This window comes from Pseudomonas sp. IPO3749 (assembly GCF_013386605.1).
GTDB classification, from domain to species: domain Bacteria; phylum Pseudomonadota; class Gammaproteobacteria; order Pseudomonadales; family Pseudomonadaceae; genus Aquipseudomonas; species Aquipseudomonas azotoformans_A.
Genome location: NZ_JACARN010000030.1, coordinates 72,194 through 90,408 on the forward strand (window position 1 = coordinate 72,194; position 18,215 = coordinate 90,408).

Annotated in this window: 17 protein-coding genes; 12 read left to right on the plus strand and 5 right to left on the minus strand. The window is 62.5% G+C overall.

Annotation, left to right across the window (positions count from 1 at the left end; genetic code table 11):
* Window positions 1-20 precede the first annotated feature (20 nt).
* The 3 genes from purD (at window position 21) to HX812_RS13440 (ending at window position 4,947) form a co-directional block, all read left to right on the plus strand.
* A complete protein-coding gene (purD, locus tag HX812_RS13430) occupies window positions 21-1,313 on the plus strand; it encodes a phosphoribosylamine--glycine ligase (protein ID WP_038844711.1) in 1,293 nt (430 codons plus the stop codon).
* A 100-nt stretch (window positions 1,314-1,413) separates the two neighbouring features.
* Window positions 1,414-4,185 carry a hybrid sensor histidine kinase/response regulator gene (locus HX812_RS13435; RefSeq protein WP_038844710.1) on the plus strand — a complete coding sequence of 924 codons (2,772 nt, stop codon included), beginning with the start codon at window positions 1,414-1,416 and terminating at the stop codon, window positions 4,183-4,185.
* 165 nt (window positions 4,186-4,350) lie between these two features.
* On the plus strand, window positions 4,351-4,947 hold the full coding sequence (locus tag HX812_RS13440; protein WP_003171467.1) for a MarC family protein: 597 nt from the start codon (window positions 4,351-4,353) through the stop codon (window positions 4,945-4,947).
* Here HX812_RS13440 and HX812_RS13445 read toward each other — a convergent pair.
* From HX812_RS13445 to cobG, 5 genes are all read right to left on the minus strand, one after another.
* Window positions 4,944-5,723 (minus strand): hypothetical protein, encoded by a 780-nt coding sequence (locus tag HX812_RS13445; RefSeq protein ID WP_038842879.1) that lies wholly within the window; start codon window positions 5,721-5,723, stop codon window positions 4,944-4,946. The two genes, HX812_RS13440 and HX812_RS13445, sit on opposite strands and share 4 nt — an antisense overlap.
* Before the next feature lie 236 nt (window positions 5,724-5,959).
* Window positions 5,960-7,597 carry a precorrin-3B C(17)-methyltransferase gene (gene cobJ, locus HX812_RS13450; protein WP_038842881.1) on the minus strand — a complete coding sequence of 546 codons (1,638 nt, stop codon included), beginning with the start codon at window positions 7,595-7,597 and terminating at the stop codon, window positions 5,960-5,962.
* A complete protein-coding gene (locus HX812_RS13455) occupies window positions 7,597-8,328 on the minus strand; it encodes a precorrin-2 C(20)-methyltransferase (protein WP_038842884.1) in 732 nt (243 codons plus the stop codon). Before HX812_RS13455 ends, cobJ begins: the two co-directional genes overlap by 1 nt.
* A complete protein-coding gene (locus HX812_RS13460) occupies window positions 8,328-8,954 on the minus strand; it encodes a precorrin-8X methylmutase (RefSeq protein WP_038842886.1) in 627 nt (208 codons plus the stop codon). The genes HX812_RS13455 and HX812_RS13460 overlap by 1 nt, the downstream gene beginning before the upstream one ends.
* Complete coding sequence (cobG, locus tag HX812_RS13465) at window positions 8,947-10,293, minus strand: precorrin-3B synthase (RefSeq protein WP_038842887.1); 1,347 nt, start codon at window positions 10,291-10,293, stop codon at window positions 8,947-8,949. Before cobG ends, HX812_RS13460 begins: the two co-directional genes overlap by 8 nt.
* Window positions 10,294-10,331: 38 nt before the next feature.
* Here cobG and HX812_RS13470 point away from each other — a divergent pair, with 38 nt between their 5' ends.
* From HX812_RS13470 to HX812_RS13510, 9 genes are all read left to right on the plus strand, one after another.
* Window positions 10,332-11,537: a bifunctional cobalt-precorrin-7 (C(5))-methyltransferase/cobalt-precorrin-6B (C(15))-methyltransferase gene (locus tag HX812_RS13470; RefSeq protein WP_038842890.1), complete on the plus strand. Its 1,206-nt coding sequence runs from the start codon at window positions 10,332-10,334 to the stop codon at window positions 11,535-11,537.
* The gene (locus HX812_RS13475; RefSeq protein WP_038842893.1) at window positions 11,534-12,253 is read left to right on the plus strand and encodes a cobalt-precorrin-6A reductase; all 720 of its coding nucleotides are present in this window, start codon (window positions 11,534-11,536) and stop codon (window positions 12,251-12,253) included. The genes HX812_RS13470 and HX812_RS13475 overlap by 4 nt, the downstream gene beginning before the upstream one ends.
* A 348-nt stretch (window positions 12,254-12,601) precedes the next feature.
* Window positions 12,602-12,904, plus strand: a complete 303-nt coding sequence (locus HX812_RS13480; protein WP_038842896.1) for a type II toxin-antitoxin system RelE/ParE family toxin — start codon at window positions 12,602-12,604, stop codon at window positions 12,902-12,904.
* A 3-nt stretch (window positions 12,905-12,907) separates the two neighbouring features.
* Window positions 12,908-13,198, plus strand: coding sequence for an addiction module antidote protein (locus HX812_RS13485; protein WP_038842899.1), 291 nt, complete (start codon window positions 12,908-12,910; stop codon window positions 13,196-13,198).
* Window positions 13,199-13,295: 97 nt separating this feature from the next.
* Window positions 13,296-13,691: a DUF2946 domain-containing protein gene (locus HX812_RS13490; protein ID WP_038842900.1), complete on the plus strand. Its 396-nt coding sequence runs from the start codon at window positions 13,296-13,298 to the stop codon at window positions 13,689-13,691.
* A 47-nt stretch (window positions 13,692-13,738) separates the two neighbouring features.
* The gene (locus tag HX812_RS13495; protein WP_038842902.1) at window positions 13,739-14,221 is read left to right on the plus strand and encodes a copper chaperone PCu(A)C; all 483 of its coding nucleotides are present in this window, start codon (window positions 13,739-13,741) and stop codon (window positions 14,219-14,221) included.
* Between the two features lie 11 nt (window positions 14,222-14,232).
* The gene (locus tag HX812_RS13500) at window positions 14,233-14,622 is read left to right on the plus strand and encodes a DUF2946 domain-containing protein (protein WP_016976979.1); all 390 of its coding nucleotides are present in this window, start codon (window positions 14,233-14,235) and stop codon (window positions 14,620-14,622) included.
* Window positions 14,623-14,715: 93 nt separating this feature from the next.
* On the plus strand, window positions 14,716-16,776 hold the full coding sequence (locus HX812_RS13505) for a TonB-dependent copper receptor (protein ID WP_038842905.1): 2,061 nt from the start codon (window positions 14,716-14,718) through the stop codon (window positions 16,774-16,776).
* A 43-nt stretch (window positions 16,777-16,819) separates the two neighbouring features.
* Window positions 16,820-18,202 (plus strand): PepSY domain-containing protein, encoded by a 1,383-nt coding sequence (locus HX812_RS13510; protein WP_038842908.1) that lies wholly within the window; start codon window positions 16,820-16,822, stop codon window positions 18,200-18,202.
* Window positions 18,203-18,215 lie beyond the last annotated feature (13 nt).

Genomic DNA, 18,215 nt, shown 5'->3' on the forward strand with positions numbered 1-18,215 from the left:
CAGAATTTGAGGTTTTTGACATGAATGTTTTGATCATTGGCAGCGGTGGCCGTGAACACGCCCTGGCCTGGAAAGTTGCCCAGGACCCGCGCGTCCAGAAAGTATTCGTAGCACCCGGCAACGCCGGTACCGCCATTGAAGCCAAGTGCGAGAACGTCGCTATCGACGTACTGGCCCTTGAGCAGCTGGCAGATTTCGCGGAAAAAAATGTATCCCTGACCATCGTCGGTCCGGAAGTGCCATTGGTTGCCGGCGTGGTGGACCTGTTCCGCAGCCGTGGCCTGGATTGCTTCGGCCCAACCGCGGGTGCCGCCCAACTGGAAGGCTCCAAGGCATTCACCAAGGACTTCCTGGCGCGCCACAAGATCCCGACTGCCGACTACCAGAACTTCACCGAGATCGAGCCGGCCCTGGCTTACCTGCGTGAAAAAGGTGCGCCGATCGTGATCAAGGCCGATGGCCTGGCCGCCGGCAAAGGCGTGATCGTCGCCATGACCCTGCAGGAAGCCGAAGACGCCGTGCGCGACATGCTCGCCGGCAACTCATTCGGTGACGCCGGTTCCCGTGTGGTGATCGAGGAGTTCCTCGACGGTGAAGAAGCCAGCTTTATCGTGATGGTCGACGGCAAGAACGTTCTGCCGATGGCCACCAGCCAGGACCACAAACGCGTCGGCGACGGCGACACCGGCCCGAACACCGGCGGCATGGGTGCCTACTCCCCTGCCCCGGTGGTCACCGCCGACGTGCACCAGCGCGTCATGGACCTGGTGATCTGGCCGACCGTGCGTGGCATGGCCGACGAAGGCAATGTGTACACCGGTTTCCTGTATGCCGGCCTGATGATCGACAAAGCCGGTAACCCGAAAGTCATCGAGTTCAACTGCCGCTTCGGCGACCCGGAAACCCAACCGGTGATGCTGCGTCTGCAATCGAGCCTGGTATTGCTGGTGGAAGCTGCCCTGGCCCAGGCCCTGGACAAGGTAGAAGCCCAGTGGGATCCACGTCCGAGCGTCGGCATTGTGCTGGCAGCCGGTGGCTACCCTGCCGATTACGCCAAGGGCGACGTGATTGAAGGTCTCGACGCGGCGGCTACGCTGGAAGGCAAAGTGTTCCATGCGGGCACTGCGCTCAAGGATGGCCAGGTCGTGACCGCCGGTGGCCGTGTGTTGTGCGCCACCGCCATGGGCGCCAGCGTCGACGCCGCGCAGCAACAGGCTTATAAGCTGGCTGCAAAAATCGACTGGAAAGGCTGCTTCTATCGCAAGGACATCGGCTATCGCGCCATTGCGCGGGAGCGTGGCGAAAGCCAGTAAGTCGCTATCCGTTCGGCTAGGCAAGGGCCTCTGGCCCTTGCCGTATGCAGGCCTACCCGCGCATAGTTAACCGTGCATCAACCTACGAAGGGATTTCGCCGTGCGCTGGCTCAGGATCGCCATAGGTTTCACTGTCAGTCTGCTGACACTGCTCTGCTTGTTCCCGGCCCAGGCCGCCGCGCAAGGCAGTGGCTGGGCAGTATTGCTTGATGAACAGGCCGACCTGCAACTGAGCGACATCCGTTCCTCGCGCTACACCAATCAATTCAGCCCCATCGAACTGGACCGCATTACCGCCGCGGAACCGGACGGTGCGTTGTGGGTGCGTTTCAAGCTGCAACCCGGCAGACACGAACAAGTGCTGCGGGTCTTTGCTCCGGATTTGTCCCACCTGAGCCTCTATGTACTGGACGGCGACACCCTGGTGGAGCAGCAGAGCACCGGCACACGCCAGCCCCAGGCGGAGCGCCCATTGCCGAGCAGCGACTTCATGCTGCCGATGCCCCAGAGCCAGAAGCCCCTGGAAGTTTACCTGCGCCTGGTCTCGGAACATGAGCTGCGCCCGTATATCACCCTGGAACCGGCCGTGCTCGCCGCCGCCGACCAGACCCAGACGCTGATCTACGGCCTGCTGTTCGGCTGCCTATTGATGCTGATCCTGCACAACCTCACACGCTTCGCCTACCACCGCTCGCGCAGCAGCCTGTGGCTGGCGGCCTGCGAGATCCTGCTGATGCTCAGCCTCGCGCTGCTGCTGAACCTGATCGGCCCTTGGCTGCCGAACTGGCACGCTATCCAGACCCCAGGCGCCTACCTGGCCCTGCTGCTGACCGCGCCGTGCGGGCTGATGTTTGCCTACCGGTTCTTCATGCCTTTGGGCCCACACCCGCTGAACAAGCTGTTGATGGCCGACATCCTGTTTATCGTGCTGTGCGGCCTGCTGCTGTTGTTCGTCAACACCCTGCCGCTGAACATCATCACCTATGCCCTGGTGGCCCTGGCCGGCTTGAGCATGCTGTTCGTCTCGGCCTACCACTGGCAGAAAGGCTACCGTCCGGCCCGCCTGTTCGTGGCGGCGATGGTGGTGTTCAACATCGGCACGCTGATCATTTTGCCGGCGCTACTGGGCCTGACGATGGTCACGCCCCAGGGCCTGATCGTCACACTGCTGGCGTTTATCTGCCTTAGCGGTCTGTTGATGAGCCTGGCGCTGGGCGAACGCCAGCGTGCGATTGTCGAAGCGCGCTTCAGCCTCAGCCGCGACCTGGCGGCAAGCAATGCCGAGATTGCCGCCAAGGCCGAGTTCCTGGCCAAGATCAGCCATGAAATCCGCACGCCCATGAACGGCGTGCTGGGCATGACCGAACTGTTGCTGGGCACGCCGCTGTCGGTAAAACAGCGCGACTACGTGCAGACCATCCACAGCGCCGGCAATGAACTGCTCACGCTGATCAACGAAATCCTCGACATCTCCAAGCTGGAGTCCGGCCAGATCGAATTGGATGACGTGCAGTTCGACCTCAATGCGCTGATCGAAGATTGCCTGAGTATCTTCCGCGCCAAGGCTGAACAACAGAACGTCGAGCTGATCAGCTTTATCCAACCCCAGGTGCCCCGCGTGATCAGCGGCGACCCGACGCGCCTGCGCCAGGCCATGTTGAGCCTGCTGGAAAACGCCCTGCAGAAGACCGACGAAGGCGAAGTGCTGATCGTCGTCGCGCTGGATGATCGCAGCACCAAGCCGCGTCTGCGCATTGCCGTGCAGGACAGCGGCCTGCCGATGGAAGCCGCCGAACGTGACGCCCTGCTGCACAGCGAACTGCACAGCAAGAACTTCTTCTCCGCCACCCGCCTGAACGGTCACCTGGGCCTGGTCATCGCTCGCCAACTGATCCTGCTGATGAACGGCGAGTTCGGCATCAAGAGCGGCAGCCACCAGGGCAGCACCTTGTGGCTGACCCTGCCGCTGGACCCGGAACGCCTGGAACACCCGACCTCCGACCTCGACGGCCCACTCAAGGGCGCACGGGTGCTGGTGGTGGACGACAACGACACCTGCCGTAAAGTATTGGTGCAGCAATGCTCGGCCTGGGGCCTCAACGTCAGCGCCGTGCCATCGGGCAAGGAAGCCCTGGCGCTGTTGCGCACCAAGGCGCACCTGCGCGATTACTTCGACGTGGTGCTGCTGGACCAGAACATGCCCGGCATGACCGGCATGCAACTGGCGGCGAAGATCAAGGAAGACCCGAGTCTGAACCACGACATCCTGCTGATCATGCTCACCGGCATCAGCAACGCGCCGAGCAAGATCATCGCGCGCAATTGCGGGATCAAGCGCATCCTCGCCAAACCCGTGGCCGGCTACACGCTCAAGACCACCCTGGCCGATGAACTGACCCAACGCAGCAAGGGCAACGTTCCACCTCGCCCGGTCCTCAATACGCCGGCGGCCATCACCGTGCCGACGGATTTCCGCATCCTGGTGGCCGAAGACAACAGCATCTCCACCAAAGTGATCCGCGGCATGCTCGGCAAGCTCAACCTCAACCCCGACACCGCCAGCAATGGCGAAGAAGCGCTGGAAGCGATGAAAGCCCAGCGCTATGACCTGGTGTTGATGGACTGTGAAATGCCGATCCTCGATGGTTTCTCGGCCACCCAACAGCTGCGCGCGTGGGAAGTCAGCCACCAGCGTATTCGCACACCGGTGGTGGCGCTGACGGCGCACATCCTGTCGGAACATAAAGAACGCGCACGCCAGGCCGGGATGGATGGGCATATGGCCAAGCCGGTGGAGTTGTCGCAGTTGCGTGAGCTGGTGGAGTTCTGGGTGGCGCAGCGTCAGCAACGCCCGGAACACGCACCTTCTTGACTTGAAATACAGTCCCCATGTGGGAGCGGGCTTGCTCGCGAATGCGGTGGATCAGTTAAAGATGCATTGACTGACACACCGCATTCGCGAGCAAGCCCGCTCCCACATTTGTTCTCTGTCGCCTGATAGACTTCCCCGACTCTTTCTCTGCCGCGAGCCACTCACATGCTCCACGTGTTATTCAGTGTCTACCTGAAAATGCTGGTGCTCTACAGCCCGTTCTTTGTGCTGTCCTGCTTTATCAGCCTGACCCGTGGCTACTCCAGCAAAGAACGGCGGCGCCTGGCGTGGAAGGTGGCGTTGGCGACCCTGGTATCGAGCGTGTTGCTCTACTTGTTCGGCCGCGTGATTTTCAGCGTGTTCGGCATCACCGTCGACGCCTTCCGCATCGGCGCCGGCAGTGTGCTGTTTATCTCCGCCCTGGGCATGGCTCAGGGCAAGTCGGCGGTGCAGACCGACAACGTGCAGCAGGATGTGACCATCGTGCCGCTGACCATTCCCCTCACCGTCGGCCCCGGCACCATCGGTGCGCTGCTGGTAATGGGGGTGAGCCAGCCGCACTGGGATGACAAGCTCACCGCCATCCTCAGCATCGCCCTGGCCAGCCTCACGGTGGGCGTGGTGCTGTACCTGTCCAACCGTATCGAACGCATTCTCGGTGACCAGGGTTTGCAGATTGTCAGTCGGTTGATGGGGTTGTTTGTGTGCGCCCTGGCCGCGCAAATCATCTTCACCGGTGTGCGCGGTTACCTGGTGCCTTAGATCCGGTACTTGGCGATCGCCAACTGCACTTTGTCGCCCGCACTCTCGCGCATCAGTTGGATCGTCTTTTCGTTGACCACCGAGGTATTCAGCACCAGGTACGTCTGCCCGCTGAAGGCCTCGAACGAGGAGCTGTCCCACTCCAGGAAGGGCAGCCCTACCTGCTTGCTAACGCCATGGCTGCTGTAGGTCACCAGCACCATCATCAGTTCACCGTCCGTTTCGGCACAGGACGCCAGGCCGAAGTCGCCGCCTTGGTGTACCGCGCTGTTGCGTTTGAACAGTTCGAACGTCCCGGGCGCCTGCTTCAATGCGTCCAAAGCATCGGCCGCCAGTTTCGGCAAGGTGCTCAGCAAGTGCCCGGACAATGAGGTCGACGCCAGCAGGGTGGTGATGATATTCAGCGCCGCCCATTGCACGGTCAGGCCCTTGCCGGAACGTGAAACCCGTTCGAAGCGGCTGCGCACCGGCAACCACCCCAGGCTGACCATCACCTTGATGAACTCGTCGTACCAATCCTCGGTACCGCGCTGTACTTTCAACACATCGCTGACGTAGCTGCTGGCCAGCAAATAGCTCTTGCGCACGTATTCCCGATTCAAGCCGGACAAGCCTTCGGCAAACGAGATGACGCCGTTGTTGACCACGGCGGCGTTGAAGTCGTCCTCGATGTCCAACGGCAAAGCCTTAAGCGCTCCAGACGCTCCCGGCAACTTGTAGGCGGCAATCAGCTTGCGCCTTTTTTTATTGTTGATCCTTCTGTGATGTCGCTCCATTTTGGTTCTCCACAAGCACCCCAACTCGGGGCTTATGTCCACCCTAGTCCACTGGCTGGAGCGTTTTCCAGACGACAAACATCCCTTGGCGCACGCCGTCAAACCGTCCCGCCCAGCAATCACGCGGCATGCCTGACAGGCTTCCGGATTTCGTCGCAGAAAAAAGAAAAAGCCCCGGACAACGCCAGGAAAATCCCTGGGTCATTCGGAGCTTTCAGGCCCCCGAGGGGCCCTTTTCAGGAGGCGGGTTTCTCGCCGTACCAGCGCGGCGTGTACACCCACTCACCGCCACCGGCCCGCGGGAAGGTGACGGTGGTGGACGAGCCGATCAGCACCATGGTGCGCATGTCCACCTGCTCCGGCGTCAGTTGCCCCAGGGTAGTGACGCGCAGGGTCTGGCCTGGCCGGCCAATATCCCGGCCCAGCACCACCGGCGTTTCAGGCGTGCGATGAAGTGCGACGATTTCCAGCGCACGTCCCAGTTGCCACGGCCGCGAGCGCGAGATCGGGTTGTAGAACGCCAGCGCCAGATCGGCCTGGGAGGCCAGGTCCAGGCGCTTTTCGATGATCGACCAGGGCTTGAGGTTGTCTGACAGCGACATCACGCAGAAGTCATGACCCAACGGTGCACCGGCCTGGGCGGCGGTGGCGAGCGAGGCCGAAACACCCGGCAGGATTTCCAGGTCGACCTGATGCCAGGCCGGATCACCGGATTCGTGCAGGGCTTCGATCACAGCAGCAGCCATGGCGAACACACCGGGGTCGCCAGACGACACCACCACCACCGAACGACCTTGGGCCGCGAGTTCGAAGGCGTGGCGGGCACGCTGCATTTCTTCGCGGTTGTCGGTGCAGTGCTGCACCTGATCGTCCCGGAAGGGCCCGGCCATGCGCACGTAGGTTTCGTAACCGAGCACGTCGGTACAGCGTGCCAGTTCAGCCTTGACCGCTGGCACCATCAACTCGGCAGCGCCGGGGCCCAGGCCGATCACGGCCAGGCGACCACGCACGCGGCCGACTTGCGACAAGTCCAGGGGTTGCTCGGCAACGTTGATGACGATATCCGCGTCCTGGATCACGCTGGCAAATCGCAGCGGTACTCCCAACACCAACGCTGCCTCATGCAACGACGCTTCGGCCATCTGCGTATCACTGGCCAGCAGGCACGCCAGGGACTGCACGGCGATGCCCGCCTCATGCAACGCCGTGCGTACACGCTCAGCCAGTTGCGCGCCGGGCTTGCAGGTCACGCTGACGTTCTTCGGATAGATCAGCAATTCATCGGCGGCAGGCATGCGCGCGTTACTGCCCACATGAATCGCCAGGCGTGCCTGTTGGTCCTGGGGCAGGTTGACCTGGTCCAGCCACGGCGCGGCGCCTTCAATGCGCACGCTTTCGCCGGCCAACAGGTCGGAGACGAAACGCTTGCCCAGCTCCAGGTCGCCCAGTTCATAACCCGCTGGCGGATTAAGCAGGCAGGTGCCGAAACGCAGTTCGCCACTGGTGGTGATCGCAGCGGCCACGTTCAATGCAGCAGCGATTTCGCGCGCCATCACGTTCACGCCGCCGAGGCCGCCAAGCAACGGCACCACCGCGCTGCCGTCTTCGGCCACGGCCAGCACGGCGGGCTCTTCGCCTTTTTCCAGCAGCAGCGGCGCCAAGGTACGAATAACGATACCGGCCGCGCACAACGCAATCAGCGGCGTACCTTGCTGATACAGCTGGCGCAGGGTCGCGCCGAATTCACTGTAGGCTTGGTCCGCACCGTCGACCCGTCCGGCCAGGCCGTGGATCAACGCGCCGGGGTAGACCTGCTGGATCTTGCGCGCTGTGGCCAGGCTGCCCTGGCCCAAAATAACAATCGCCGGGCTCATCAACCTTGCCACCGTTCACCGGGCACGATGATCAGCGAGAAGTAAGGGGACGACGACGGGTCGACCTGTTCCAGCGGCACGATCTTCTGGTTGGCCATGGTGGCGCGCTCCACATACAGCGCCCGCCCGGCCAGGCCGAGCTCTTCCAGCACCTGGCGCACTTTCGGGAAGTTGCGACCCAGCTTCATGATCACGGCCGCATCGGCATCCGCCAGGCGGCGCTTGAGGTCGTCATGGGGCAACACGCCCGAAAGCACCGACAGGCTCTGGTTGCGATACACCAACGGCGCGCCCAGCACCGAGGCACCGCCGAGCATCGAGCAAACACCTGGAATCACCTGCGCTTCATAGCGCTCGGCGAGGCGGTCGTGCAGGTACATGTAGGAACCGTAGAAGAACGGGTCACCTTCGCAGATCACCGCCACGTCACGGCCGGCGTCCAGGTGTGCGGCGACGTCAACGCTGGCGGCGTCGTAGAAATCGCTGATCACCTGCTCGTAGGACATCGGCGCCGGCAACACTTCGGTGGTCACCGGGTACACCAACGGCATCAGCGTCTGTTGCGGCACCAGGTGGTCTTCGATAATGCCAAAGGCGTTGCCCTTCTTGCCCTTGGCCACGAAGTACGCCACCACCGGCGATTCGCGCAGCAGGCGCAGGGCCTTGAGGGTGATCAGTTCCGGGTCACCGGGGCCCACGCCCAGGCCGATCAAACGTCCACGTGTCTGCATTATTCGACCTCCGTGGCCAGGGCATTCACCGCAGCGGCCGCCATGGCGCTACCGCCCAGGCGGCCCTGCATGATCACGAACGGCACGCCACGGCTGTCGGCGGCCAGCATCGCCTTGGACTCGGCGGCGCCGACAAAACCCACCGGGAAGCCGAGGATCAACGCCGGTTTCGGCGCGCCCGCATCGAGCATTTCCAGCAGGTAGAACAACGCGGTCGGTGCATTGCCGATCACCACCACGCTGCCTCCCAGGTGCGGGCGCCACAGCTCCAGTGCGGCAGCGGAACGGGTGTTGCCCAACTCCCGCGCCAGCTCCGGCACGCTGTCATCACGCAGGGTGCAGATCACCGGATTATTGGCCGGCAGGCGTGCGCGGGTCACGCCTTCGGAGACCATCCGCGCATCGCACAGGATCGGCGCGCCCGCAGCCAGCGCATCGCGCCCGGCCTTGCCCGCCCCTTCGGAGAACTGCAGGCCGTCGATGGCGTCGACCATGCCGCAGGCGTGAATCACCCGCACCGCGAGTTTTTCCAGATCGGCCGGGATGCGGTCCAACTTGGCTTCCGCGCGAATAATGGCGAAGGAGTTGCGATAGATCTCCTGACCGTCGCGGATGTAATCAATCATCGGTGTTGCTCCGTGGGCGGGCGCGCAGCAGGGCGCCCGTCGCTTCAATAGAAAGGTTGCGTGCGTGCAGCCGGCCGAAACCGGGGTGGGCTGCCTCGCGAAAATAGAGGTCGTAGTGGCCGGGGCTCACGGCCAACAAGGTCACCGGCGCAACGTGCGCAGCGGCACAGGAACGCGGGCAGCCGGACAGGTGCACGTTGTGGTCAGTGCTCAAGGCAGCGAGTTGCACCGCGTCGGCCTTGGTGTCGGCCAGGGCCTTGCCGCAACCGCTGGAGCCGGTGCAGGCGATCATGCGCGCCAGGGGCTGGTCGATTGAACACAGAAAGCCAAGCTGCGCCAGGTGTTCGGTCACAGCGTGCGGTTTTTCGACGTTGGGCAGCAGCACGCCCTGCCAGGGGGTGAAACGCAGCGTGCCGTCGCCGTATTCGCTGGCCAGGTGCGCAGCGCCCTTGAGCATCGTCGCATCCAGGCGACCCAAGGGGGCGATGGCGGCGATGTAGAGCTTGTTATTTTGATGCTGTGGATAAGTGCCCAGGTGCAGCAAAGCGCCACTGGGCGGGCGGTTGAAGCCATCGGAGGGCAGCAGCGGCAGTGTTAGACGACTCAATAAGTTATCCACAGACAGATGCCGCATACGCGTCTGTTCCGGCGTGGCGATGTCCAGAAATGCTTCCAGCACGGCCACCACCAGTGCATGGCCCTGGTCCAATGGCACGGCGGCCAGCGGCGCATCCAGCCCCGGACAACCCGCCAGGCCAAAGGCCAGAAGCGTCTCGCCCTCCCGCACGAACGCCGACAGCCACAGGTCATGGTGATGTTCGAGCATCGCCAACGCCTCACCGCCATCCAGTTGCACGGCGAACTTGGCCGACAGCTCATGGAAACGCGGGTGGCTCTGCAGGGTATTCAGGATCTGTTCGGCCAGCGGGCGCGTATCGAAGAGCATCTGCGGATCGATCCCGGCGCTCGGACTGAGCATCAGGTTGCGCACGTCGTCGCCAGCCGCGTTATTGGGGCCGAGGTCGGCCGCCAACAGCATCGCAATCAGCGCGCTTTCTTCAGTGCCAATCCCACGAATCTGCAGATTGGCGCGGTTGGTCGCCTCGATCACCCCGCCCGCATAGGCCTGGGCGGCATCCGCCACCGCGTGGGCTTGGGCGGCAGTGATCGAACCACCGGCCAATTTGATCCGGCAGATGCCGCCGTCCAGCGCCTGGACAATACGCAGCAACCCCGGACAAGCCGAGGGGCGCAAGGTATTCACAGCGGGCGTTGGGTTCACGGGGCTACCGGTTGATGGGTAAAGGCGCGGTATTATGCCTGCTTTGTCCGGCGGCATGAAAAGCCTGCCCGTCGGATGTCGTTCAAGGAATCTTTATGTCGCCCTGGCTGACGGTTGTAGGCATCGGTGAAGACGGCTTCAAGGGGCTGGGCAGGAATGCCCGGCATGCCCTGTTGCGCGCCACGCGGATTATAGGTGCTCAGCGCCAGTTGGACCTGTTGCCGGTGTGTATTCGCGGCGAGCGGGCGTTGTGGCCGAGCCCGTTTTCCCTGGAGCCGGTGCTGGCTCGGCGTGGCGAGCCGGTCTGTGTGTTGGCCAGTGGGGACCCGATGTTCTATGGCGTAGGCGCTAGCCTCGCGCGACAGGTGGCAGCTGAAGAGTTGCTGATTTTGCCGGCGCCTTCGTCGGTGTCGCTGGCAGCGGCTCGCTTGGGCTGGCCGTTGCAGGACGTGGTGACGTTATCCGTGGTCGCCCGGCCGCTGTCGGCGCTGAATGCGCATCTGGCCAGTGGCGTGCGGATGTTGGTGTTGAGTAATGACGGGCGCAGTCCGGCGTTGATTGCCGCTTTGTTGGCTTCGTGCGGGTTTGGGCCGAGCCGCTTGAGCGTGTTTGAACATTTGGGCGGCGCGCATGAGCGGCGCATCGACGGGCTGGCTACGGATTGGCAACACGCGTCAGTCGCCGATTTGAATCTGGTTGCCATTGATTGCGTAGCCTCCGGCGAAACACCCCGTCTGTCGCGCCTGGCGGGCCTGCCGGATTCAGCCTTCAAACACGACGGCCAACTGACCAAACGCGATGTACGCGCCATGACCCTCGCCCGCCTCGCGCCAATGCCTGGCGAACTGCTGTGGGACGTGGGCGCGGGCAGCGGTTCCATCGGTATCGAGTGGATGCGTGCGCACCCGAGTTGCCGCGCCCTGGCGATTGAAGCCAATGAGGGCCGCCAAGGACTGATCGAACACAATCGCGACGCCCTTGGCGTGCCCGGGCTGCAATTGGTTCGCGGCAAGGCGCCCGAGGCGCTGAACGGACTGGAAGCCCCGGACGCCATCTTCATCGGCGGCGGCGTCACCCGCGACGGCGTACTCGACACCTGCTGGCAACACCTGCGGCCGGGCGGGCGCTTGGTCGCCAACGCCGTGACCCTGCAAAGTGAAATGACCTTGATGGAGTGGCGCGCCCGGCATGGCGGCGAACTGACGCGTATCCACGTGGCCCAGGCGCAGCCGCTGGGGGAATTTGACACGTGGCGCCAGGCGTTGCCGATCACCTTGCTGGAAGTGGTCAAGCCACTATGAAGCGCATCCTTCTGCTGGGCGGCGTGACTGAGGCGCTGGCTATCGCTCGCACATTGGGCCCGGAACATATCTACAGCCTCGCTGGCGTTGGCCGCGTGCCCACCGACCTGACCTGCCAAGTGCGGGTCGGTGGTTATGGTGGCGCTGAGGGCTTGGCGCAGTTTGTTCGGGATGAAGGGATTAGCCTGATTCTCGACGCGACCCATCCGTATGCCGCGCAGATCAGCCGCAATGCTGCCGAGGCCGCGCAGTTGAGCGGCGTGCCATGTTGGGCCTTGCGCCGCCCGGCGTGGCAGCCGCAGGCGGGAGATGATTGGCGCGAGGTCAGTGATTGGGCCGCGTTGATTGAAGCGCTCAAACCCTTCAAGCGTCCGCTGTTCACGCTGGGGCGCGAGCCGTTGCAACACCTTGATGAGATCCCGCCGGAGCAGTTCTGGACGCTGCGTGCACTGGATGTTTATCCGGGCAATGAACGCTGCGAAGTGATCGGCGCGCGCGGGCCGTTTTTGATCGAGGATGAGCGGGCGTTGTTCGAGCTGCGTGGGATTGATGTGCTGATCAGCAAGAACAGCGGTAGTACGGCAACGGAGCCGAAGCTGGAGGTAGCAAGGGAGCTTGGGGTGCCAGTGTTGGTGTTGAAGCGGCCCGTTCTGGCTCAGGTAGATCGAGAATTTACCACCATGCCTTCTCTACTACAGGCAATCAACACTCTCTAACCACCACAAATCCCTGTGGGAGCGGGCTTGCTCGCGAAGGCTGTGTGTCAGTCACCAAATCTATTGGCAGACACTCCGCCTTCGCGAGCAATTGCGCCAGCTCAATCAATTGCGCAACGCCGAGCAATTCCTCTCGTTTCAAATAACCCGAAAAATGACCAACCATTTGGCCTTCTCATAAAAGCCGAATCCGCCTACAAACACTTCCGAACCAGCTGGCTGGCTCAGCCAAAAGCCCCCGCCCTAACCTCTCTCCTCGCGAATTCGCACCAGCATCCGCGATGGAGATGCACTGTTTTCACAGTGCGTCGCACTTGCCACGATGTATCCCAAGGAATACGATCCGAGATGATTGATTTCAATGAAACCATTGAGTTTGTCCAATGGCTGGAGGCCGTTCGGGATCCATTCGCAAAAGTGCGTGTTGTGAAGAGAATACGAATGGCAGAAGCCGGAAACTTCGGTGACTGTGAGCCTGTAGGTGATGGAGTGTCCGAGATGCGAATCCACTACGGTCCTGGGTCTCGCGTTTACTTCACTCGTCGAAACAAGGCGGTTTATCTGCTGCTAGTCGGTGGTGACAAATCAACACAAAGCCGGGACATCAAGCGTGCAAAGCAAATTGCATTAAACCTTGGCAATGAGGAATGACTCATGAGCGAATCCTATACTCGCTTCGACGCGGCAAAATATTTGAAAACCCCTTTGGAAATGGCCGCCTACCTGGAGACCTGCTTTGAAGACGATGCAGGCGATGGTCTTTTGATTCGCACCGCTCTCAACGATATCGCCCGCGCCCAGGGCATGACCCAAATCGCCCGCGACGCCGGTCTCGGCCGCGAAAGCCTATACAAAGCCCTCTCCGCCACTGGCAATCCCGAATTCACGACTATCATGAAAGTCATGAAAGCGTTGGGCCTGAAGCTTCACGCCACAGCGATCTGATAGCACTGCGACACCAAACCACACCAGCCCTTTTTACTTATCCCCTACGATCAGGCTAAATACCCGCCTGATCGTTTAACCCTACGGATTGTCCGCCATGGCCCGTCAACGCTTTGCAATCGCCTGGATCGCCTGCCTTGCAGTGCTGTTCAACGCCTTTGCCATGCCGCTGGCCAGCGCGATGCAGCAATCCCAGGACCCGGTGCAGCAATTGTTGTGGGGCAGTTTCTGCTCGTCCAATGGTGCGACGCTCAAGACCATCGCCCTGGGCCAGCTGGAGATTCCGGCGCCGCAGCAGGATGACCACTCCACCATGCAACATTGCTGGTGTTGCTCGGGCTCGGCGCCATTGGTGGCGTTGCCGGGGCATGTGCCGCAGTTGTACCTCACCCCATTCAGTACCTCCCAGAGCTTGCCGCCGCCCCGGCTGCAAAGCCCGACCCCGCGCCAGCAATGGCCGAGCCTCAACCCCCGCGCCTCTCCAGCGGTCTGATTTTCTTCGCAAGTGAACTGCGTTTAGAACCGTTCTGGAGAACTGCCATGCTCAAATCTTCCCTGCTTCTGGCTGCGTTGCTGCTGCCGGTGTTCAGTGCTGCCAATGCCGAGGACTACAAGGCCGGCGACCTGGTGGTCAGCGAACCCTGGTCCCAGGAGTTGCCGCCGAATGCGCCCACCGTCGCCGCGTATTTTGTGATTCATAACACCGGCGAATCCCCGGACCGCCTGCTCAGCGTCGAAACGCCAGTGGCGGAAAAGGCCGAGCTGCACGAACACGTCATGCAGGGCGACCTGATGAAGATGCAACAAGTGCCCAGCGTCGCCGTGCCGGCCAAGGGTGACCTGACCTTCGCGCCCATGGCGTACCACGTGATGCTGTTGGGCCTCAAAGACCGCAGCCTGTTGGCCGACGGCAAGCAATTCCCGCTGACCCTGACCTTCGAAAAAGCCGGCAAGGTCGAGGTGGACGTGTCGGTGCAGAAAGTACCGCCGATGGCCGGCCACGCGCACAAGCACCCGCAATAGGCTGACATTCGATGGGCGCCCCTCGCGCCAGGCTCTCCCCGCACGCCCGCGTAAGGCGCGGCGGTTGGATCAGCCTGTTCGCCATGCTGATGATTTTTATCGGTCCGCTGATTTCCCAAGCGATGCCGATGGATCATCACGCCGGTATGTCGATGGACATGCCGATGGACCACGGCGACTCCCATCACCCCAAAGCCCCTGACGAACACCACGCCCTCTGGTCCAAGTGCGGCTATTGCGACCTGCTCTACAGCTGCCCCGCCCTGCCCGGCGGCGTTTCAACCTTCACCCTGAGCAGTCCGCCACCCGCCAACGCCCTCACCCCCGCCACGCGCCTGGGCCATGCCCGGCAGAGCATCTTCCCCGGCGCCCGCAGCCGCGCGCCGCCCATCGCTTCGTAAGCACTTCACAGCGTTACTTCACCCCGGCCGACTTTAGACAGACAGCCGCAGGCTGCTGGCCGTGTTGTTTACGATTGATTGATGGAATTTGTCATGTCCAGGTTTTCTGCTGACACCCGTTTGGGACGTACTCCCGTGTTCGCCGTTCTGTGCGGCGCACTGCTGGCTCCGCTGGCTCACGCCGACGAAAATGAATTGAGCCCCACCGTCATTACGGCGATCGCCCCCAGCTCACCGCTGACTGTGATCACCAACCCGAAAGACCCGCGCCAGCCGGTGCCCGCCAGCGATGGCGGCGACTACCTCAAGACCATCCCCGGCTTCGCCCTGGTGCGTAACGGCGGCACCAATGGCGACCCGGTGCTGCGTGGCATGTTTGGCTCGCGCCTGAACATCCTTACCAACGGCAGCATGATGCTCGGTGCCTGTCCCGGCCGCATGGATGCGCCCACTTCGTACATTTCGCCAGAGACCTACGACAAGCTCACCGTGATCAAAGGCCCGCAAACCGTGCTCTGGGGCCCTGGCGCCTCGGCGGGCACCGTGCTGTTCGAGCGTGAACCGGAGCAATTCGGCGAGCTGGGCACGCGACTCAACGCCAGCGTGCTGGCCGGTTCCAACGGGCGCTTTGACAAAGTCATCGATGCCGCTGCCGGGGGGCCACTGGGCTATGTACGGGTGATCGGCAACCAGGCCCATGCCGATGACTACAAGGACGGCAACAACGACACCGTCGCCTCGCGCTACGACAAGTGGAACGGCGACGTGGCCGTCGGTTTCACCCCCGACGCCGACACCCTGCTGGAACTCACCGCCGGCCGTGGCGATGGCGAAGCGCGCTACGCCGGACGCGGCATGGATGGCTCGCAGTTCCTGCGGGAAAGCCTGGGGCTGCGTTTCGAAAAATCCAACATTGGCGAAGTCCTCGACAAGGTCGAAGCCCAGGTCTACTACAACTACGCCGACCACGTGATGGACAACTACAGCCTGCGCACGCCCTCGGGCACCGGGATGATGGCCGGGCCTATGGCGTCCAACGTCGATCGCCGCACCCTCGGCGCGCGGATCAAGGCCACCTGGCGCTGGGCCGATGTGCAGCTGATCAGCGGCCTGGATGCGCAGACCAACGAACATCGCCAGCGCAGCAGCATGGGTATCGATACCTACAAGGACCTGCCACGGGTCAAGGATGCCAATTTCCATAACTACGGCGTATTCGGCGAACTCACCTGGTACGCCGCCGACCGCGAACGGCTGATCACCGGTGCGCGCCTGGACCGCGCCTCGGCCAAGGACTTCCGGCAAAGCACCGGCTCCGGCATGATGACGCGGCCCAACCCGACCGCCGACAACACTCGCGCCGACACCTTGCCTTCCGGCTTCGTGCGCTATGAACACGACCTGGCCGACAGCCCCACCACCCTCTATGCAGGCCTGGGCCACTCGGAACGTTTCCCCGATTACTGGGAGCTGTTTTCGCCCAACACCGGCGCGAGCGGTTCAGTGAATGCTTTCGACGGCGTGAAGCCTGAGAAAACCACCCAACTCGATTTCGGCGCGCAATACAAAGCTGAAGACCTTGAAGCCTGGGCTTCGGGTTACATCGGTCGGGTGCAGGACTTCATCCTGTTCGACTACCGGCCCGGCATGATGGGCACCACCTCCCAGGCCCGCAACGTCGACGCGCGCATCATGGGCGGCGAACTGGGTGCGGCGTACAAACTGACGCGCCACTGGAAAACCGACGCCACCCTCGCTTACGCCTGGGGCAAGAACAGCAGCGACGGCAAGGCGCTGCCACAAATGCCGCCACTGGATGCACGCCTGGGCCTCACCTACAGCGAAGATGACTGGAGCGCCGGCGCGCTGTGGCGTGTGGTCGCCGCACAAAACCGCATCGACCAGAACAAGGGCAACGTGGTCGGTAAGGACTTCGACAAGAGTGGCGGTTTTGGCGTGTTCTCGCTGAACGCGGCGTATCGCATCAACAAGCACTTCAAGGTCAGTACCGGCGTCGACAACCTCTTCGGCAAGGCCTACGCCGAGCACTTGAACCTGGCCGGTAACGCCGGGTTCGGCTACCCGGCCGGTGACCCGCAAGCCATCAAGGAGCCAGGGCGCACGCTCTGGACCAAAGTCGATATGAGCTTCTAAAAGCATCACGGACATAAAAAATTAATGCCTTGCGGAGCCCCTGATGAACACTCAAAAGATTTCCTTCTACAACCTGGCCTGGCGCTGGCACTTCTACGCCGGCCTCTTCGTCGCCCCTTTCATGGTGTTGCTGGCACTGACCGGCATCATCTACCTGTTCAAACCCCAACTCGACCCGCTGATGTACGGCGACCTGCTCAAAGTCCAGACCGCCGAGCACGCCCTGAGCGCCGATGAGCAACTGCAACGCGCCAAAACCGCCTTCCCCAACGCTGCGATCAGCAAATACCTGCCCCCTGCCGACAGTACCAGCAGCGCACAATTCGTGATGCACAACGGAGGCCGCGAAGTGACCGTGTTCGTCGACCCCTATCGCGGCACGGTCCTCGGTGAGCAGGACTCGAAATACAACCTGCAAGCCATCGCCCGCGCCCTGCATGGCGAGCTGATGATCGGCACCGTCGGCGACCGCCTGGTGGAACTCGCCGCCGGTTGGGGCGTGATGCTGGTGGTGTCGGGCCTGTACTTGTGGTGGCCGCGTGGTAAGTCCTCGGCGGGTGTGCTCTGGCCGCGTTTAAACAGTCGTGGCCGGGTGTTGTGGCGCGATCTGCATGCGGTCACCGGTTTCTGGGGCGCGTCCTTGTTGCTGGTGATGCTGCTCAGCGGCATGACCTGGACCGGCTTCTGGGGCAAGCAATACGCCGACCTGTGGAACACCTTTCCGGCGGCAATGTGGAACAACGTGCCGCAATCGGATCAGCAGGCGCGCGTGCTCAATACGGCCAGCCAACAGACCGTGCCCTGGGCCATGGAAAACACGCCGATGCCGATGTCCGGCGACCACGCCGAACACATGAACCACGGCGCCATGCACTCGGGTCCGGCGGCGCCCACCTTGCGCTTGCAGCAGGTGGTCGACCTGGCCAATGCACGTCACGTCGAGCCCGGCTACAGCATCACCTTCCCCACCACCGCCGAAGGTGTATTCACCGTCGCGGTGTTCGCCAACGACCCACGCAATGACGCCACCCTGCACGTGGACCAATACACCGGCAAGGTGCTGGCCGATGTGCGTTGGGAACATTACAACCTGGTCGCGCGGGCCACCGAGACCGGCGTGATGCTGCACGAAGGCAAGATGTTCGGCTGGGTCAATCAGCTGATCGTGCTGCTGATTTGCCTGATGATTTTGCTCAGCGCGGTCAGCGGTGTGGTGATCTGGTGGAAGCGGCGGCCTCAAGGCGGGCTGGGCGTTCCACCGCTGCGTCATGACCTGCCGAAGTGGAAAACCGCGATGGTGATCATGCTCGCCCTGGCGATCATTTTTCCGCTGGTGGGTGCCTCGTTGATCCTGGTGTGGGCATTGGACCGCCTGGTGCTTTCACGTTTTTTTGCGCAACGTGAATCCGCCTCAGGTTCTGCATGAAGCAGGCGAGATG

Excerpts from the sequence above, each read along its gene's own strand:
- purD (WP_038844711.1), top strand. The coding sequence starts at position 21 with ATGAATGTTTTGATCATTGGCAGCGGTGGCCGTGAACACGCCCTGGCC.
- HX812_RS13440 (WP_003171467.1), top strand. The coding sequence starts at position 4,351 with ATGCTCCACGTGTTATTCAGTGTCTACCTGAAAATGCTGGTGCTCTAC.
- HX812_RS13445 (WP_038842879.1), bottom strand. The coding sequence starts at position 5,723 with ATGGAGCGACATCACAGAAGGATCAACAATAAAAAAAGGCGCAAGCTG.
- cobJ (WP_038842881.1), bottom strand. The coding sequence starts at position 7,597 with ATGAGCCCGGCGATTGTTATTTTGGGCCAGGGCAGCCTGGCCACAGCG.
- HX812_RS13455 (WP_038842884.1), bottom strand. The coding sequence starts at position 8,328 with ATGCAGACACGTGGACGTTTGATCGGCCTGGGCGTGGGCCCCGGTGAC.
- HX812_RS13460 (WP_038842886.1), bottom strand. The coding sequence starts at position 8,954 with ATGATTGATTACATCCGCGACGGTCAGGAGATCTATCGCAACTCCTTC.
- cobG (WP_038842887.1), bottom strand. The coding sequence starts at position 10,293 with ATGCCGCCGGACAAAGCAGGCATAATACCGCGCCTTTACCCATCAACC.
- HX812_RS13470 (WP_038842890.1), top strand. The coding sequence starts at position 10,332 with ATGTCGCCCTGGCTGACGGTTGTAGGCATCGGTGAAGACGGCTTCAAG.
- HX812_RS13475 (WP_038842893.1), top strand. The coding sequence starts at position 11,534 with ATGAAGCGCATCCTTCTGCTGGGCGGCGTGACTGAGGCGCTGGCTATC.
- HX812_RS13480 (WP_038842896.1), top strand. The coding sequence starts at position 12,602 with ATGATTGATTTCAATGAAACCATTGAGTTTGTCCAATGGCTGGAGGCC.
- HX812_RS13485 (WP_038842899.1), top strand. The coding sequence starts at position 12,908 with ATGAGCGAATCCTATACTCGCTTCGACGCGGCAAAATATTTGAAAACC.
- HX812_RS13490 (WP_038842900.1), top strand. The coding sequence starts at position 13,296 with ATGGCCCGTCAACGCTTTGCAATCGCCTGGATCGCCTGCCTTGCAGTG.
- HX812_RS13495 (WP_038842902.1), top strand. The coding sequence starts at position 13,739 with ATGCTCAAATCTTCCCTGCTTCTGGCTGCGTTGCTGCTGCCGGTGTTC.
- HX812_RS13500 (WP_016976979.1), top strand. The coding sequence starts at position 14,233 with ATGGGCGCCCCTCGCGCCAGGCTCTCCCCGCACGCCCGCGTAAGGCGC.
- HX812_RS13505 (WP_038842905.1), top strand. The coding sequence starts at position 14,716 with ATGTCCAGGTTTTCTGCTGACACCCGTTTGGGACGTACTCCCGTGTTC.
- HX812_RS13510 (WP_038842908.1), top strand. The coding sequence starts at position 16,820 with ATGAACACTCAAAAGATTTCCTTCTACAACCTGGCCTGGCGCTGGCAC.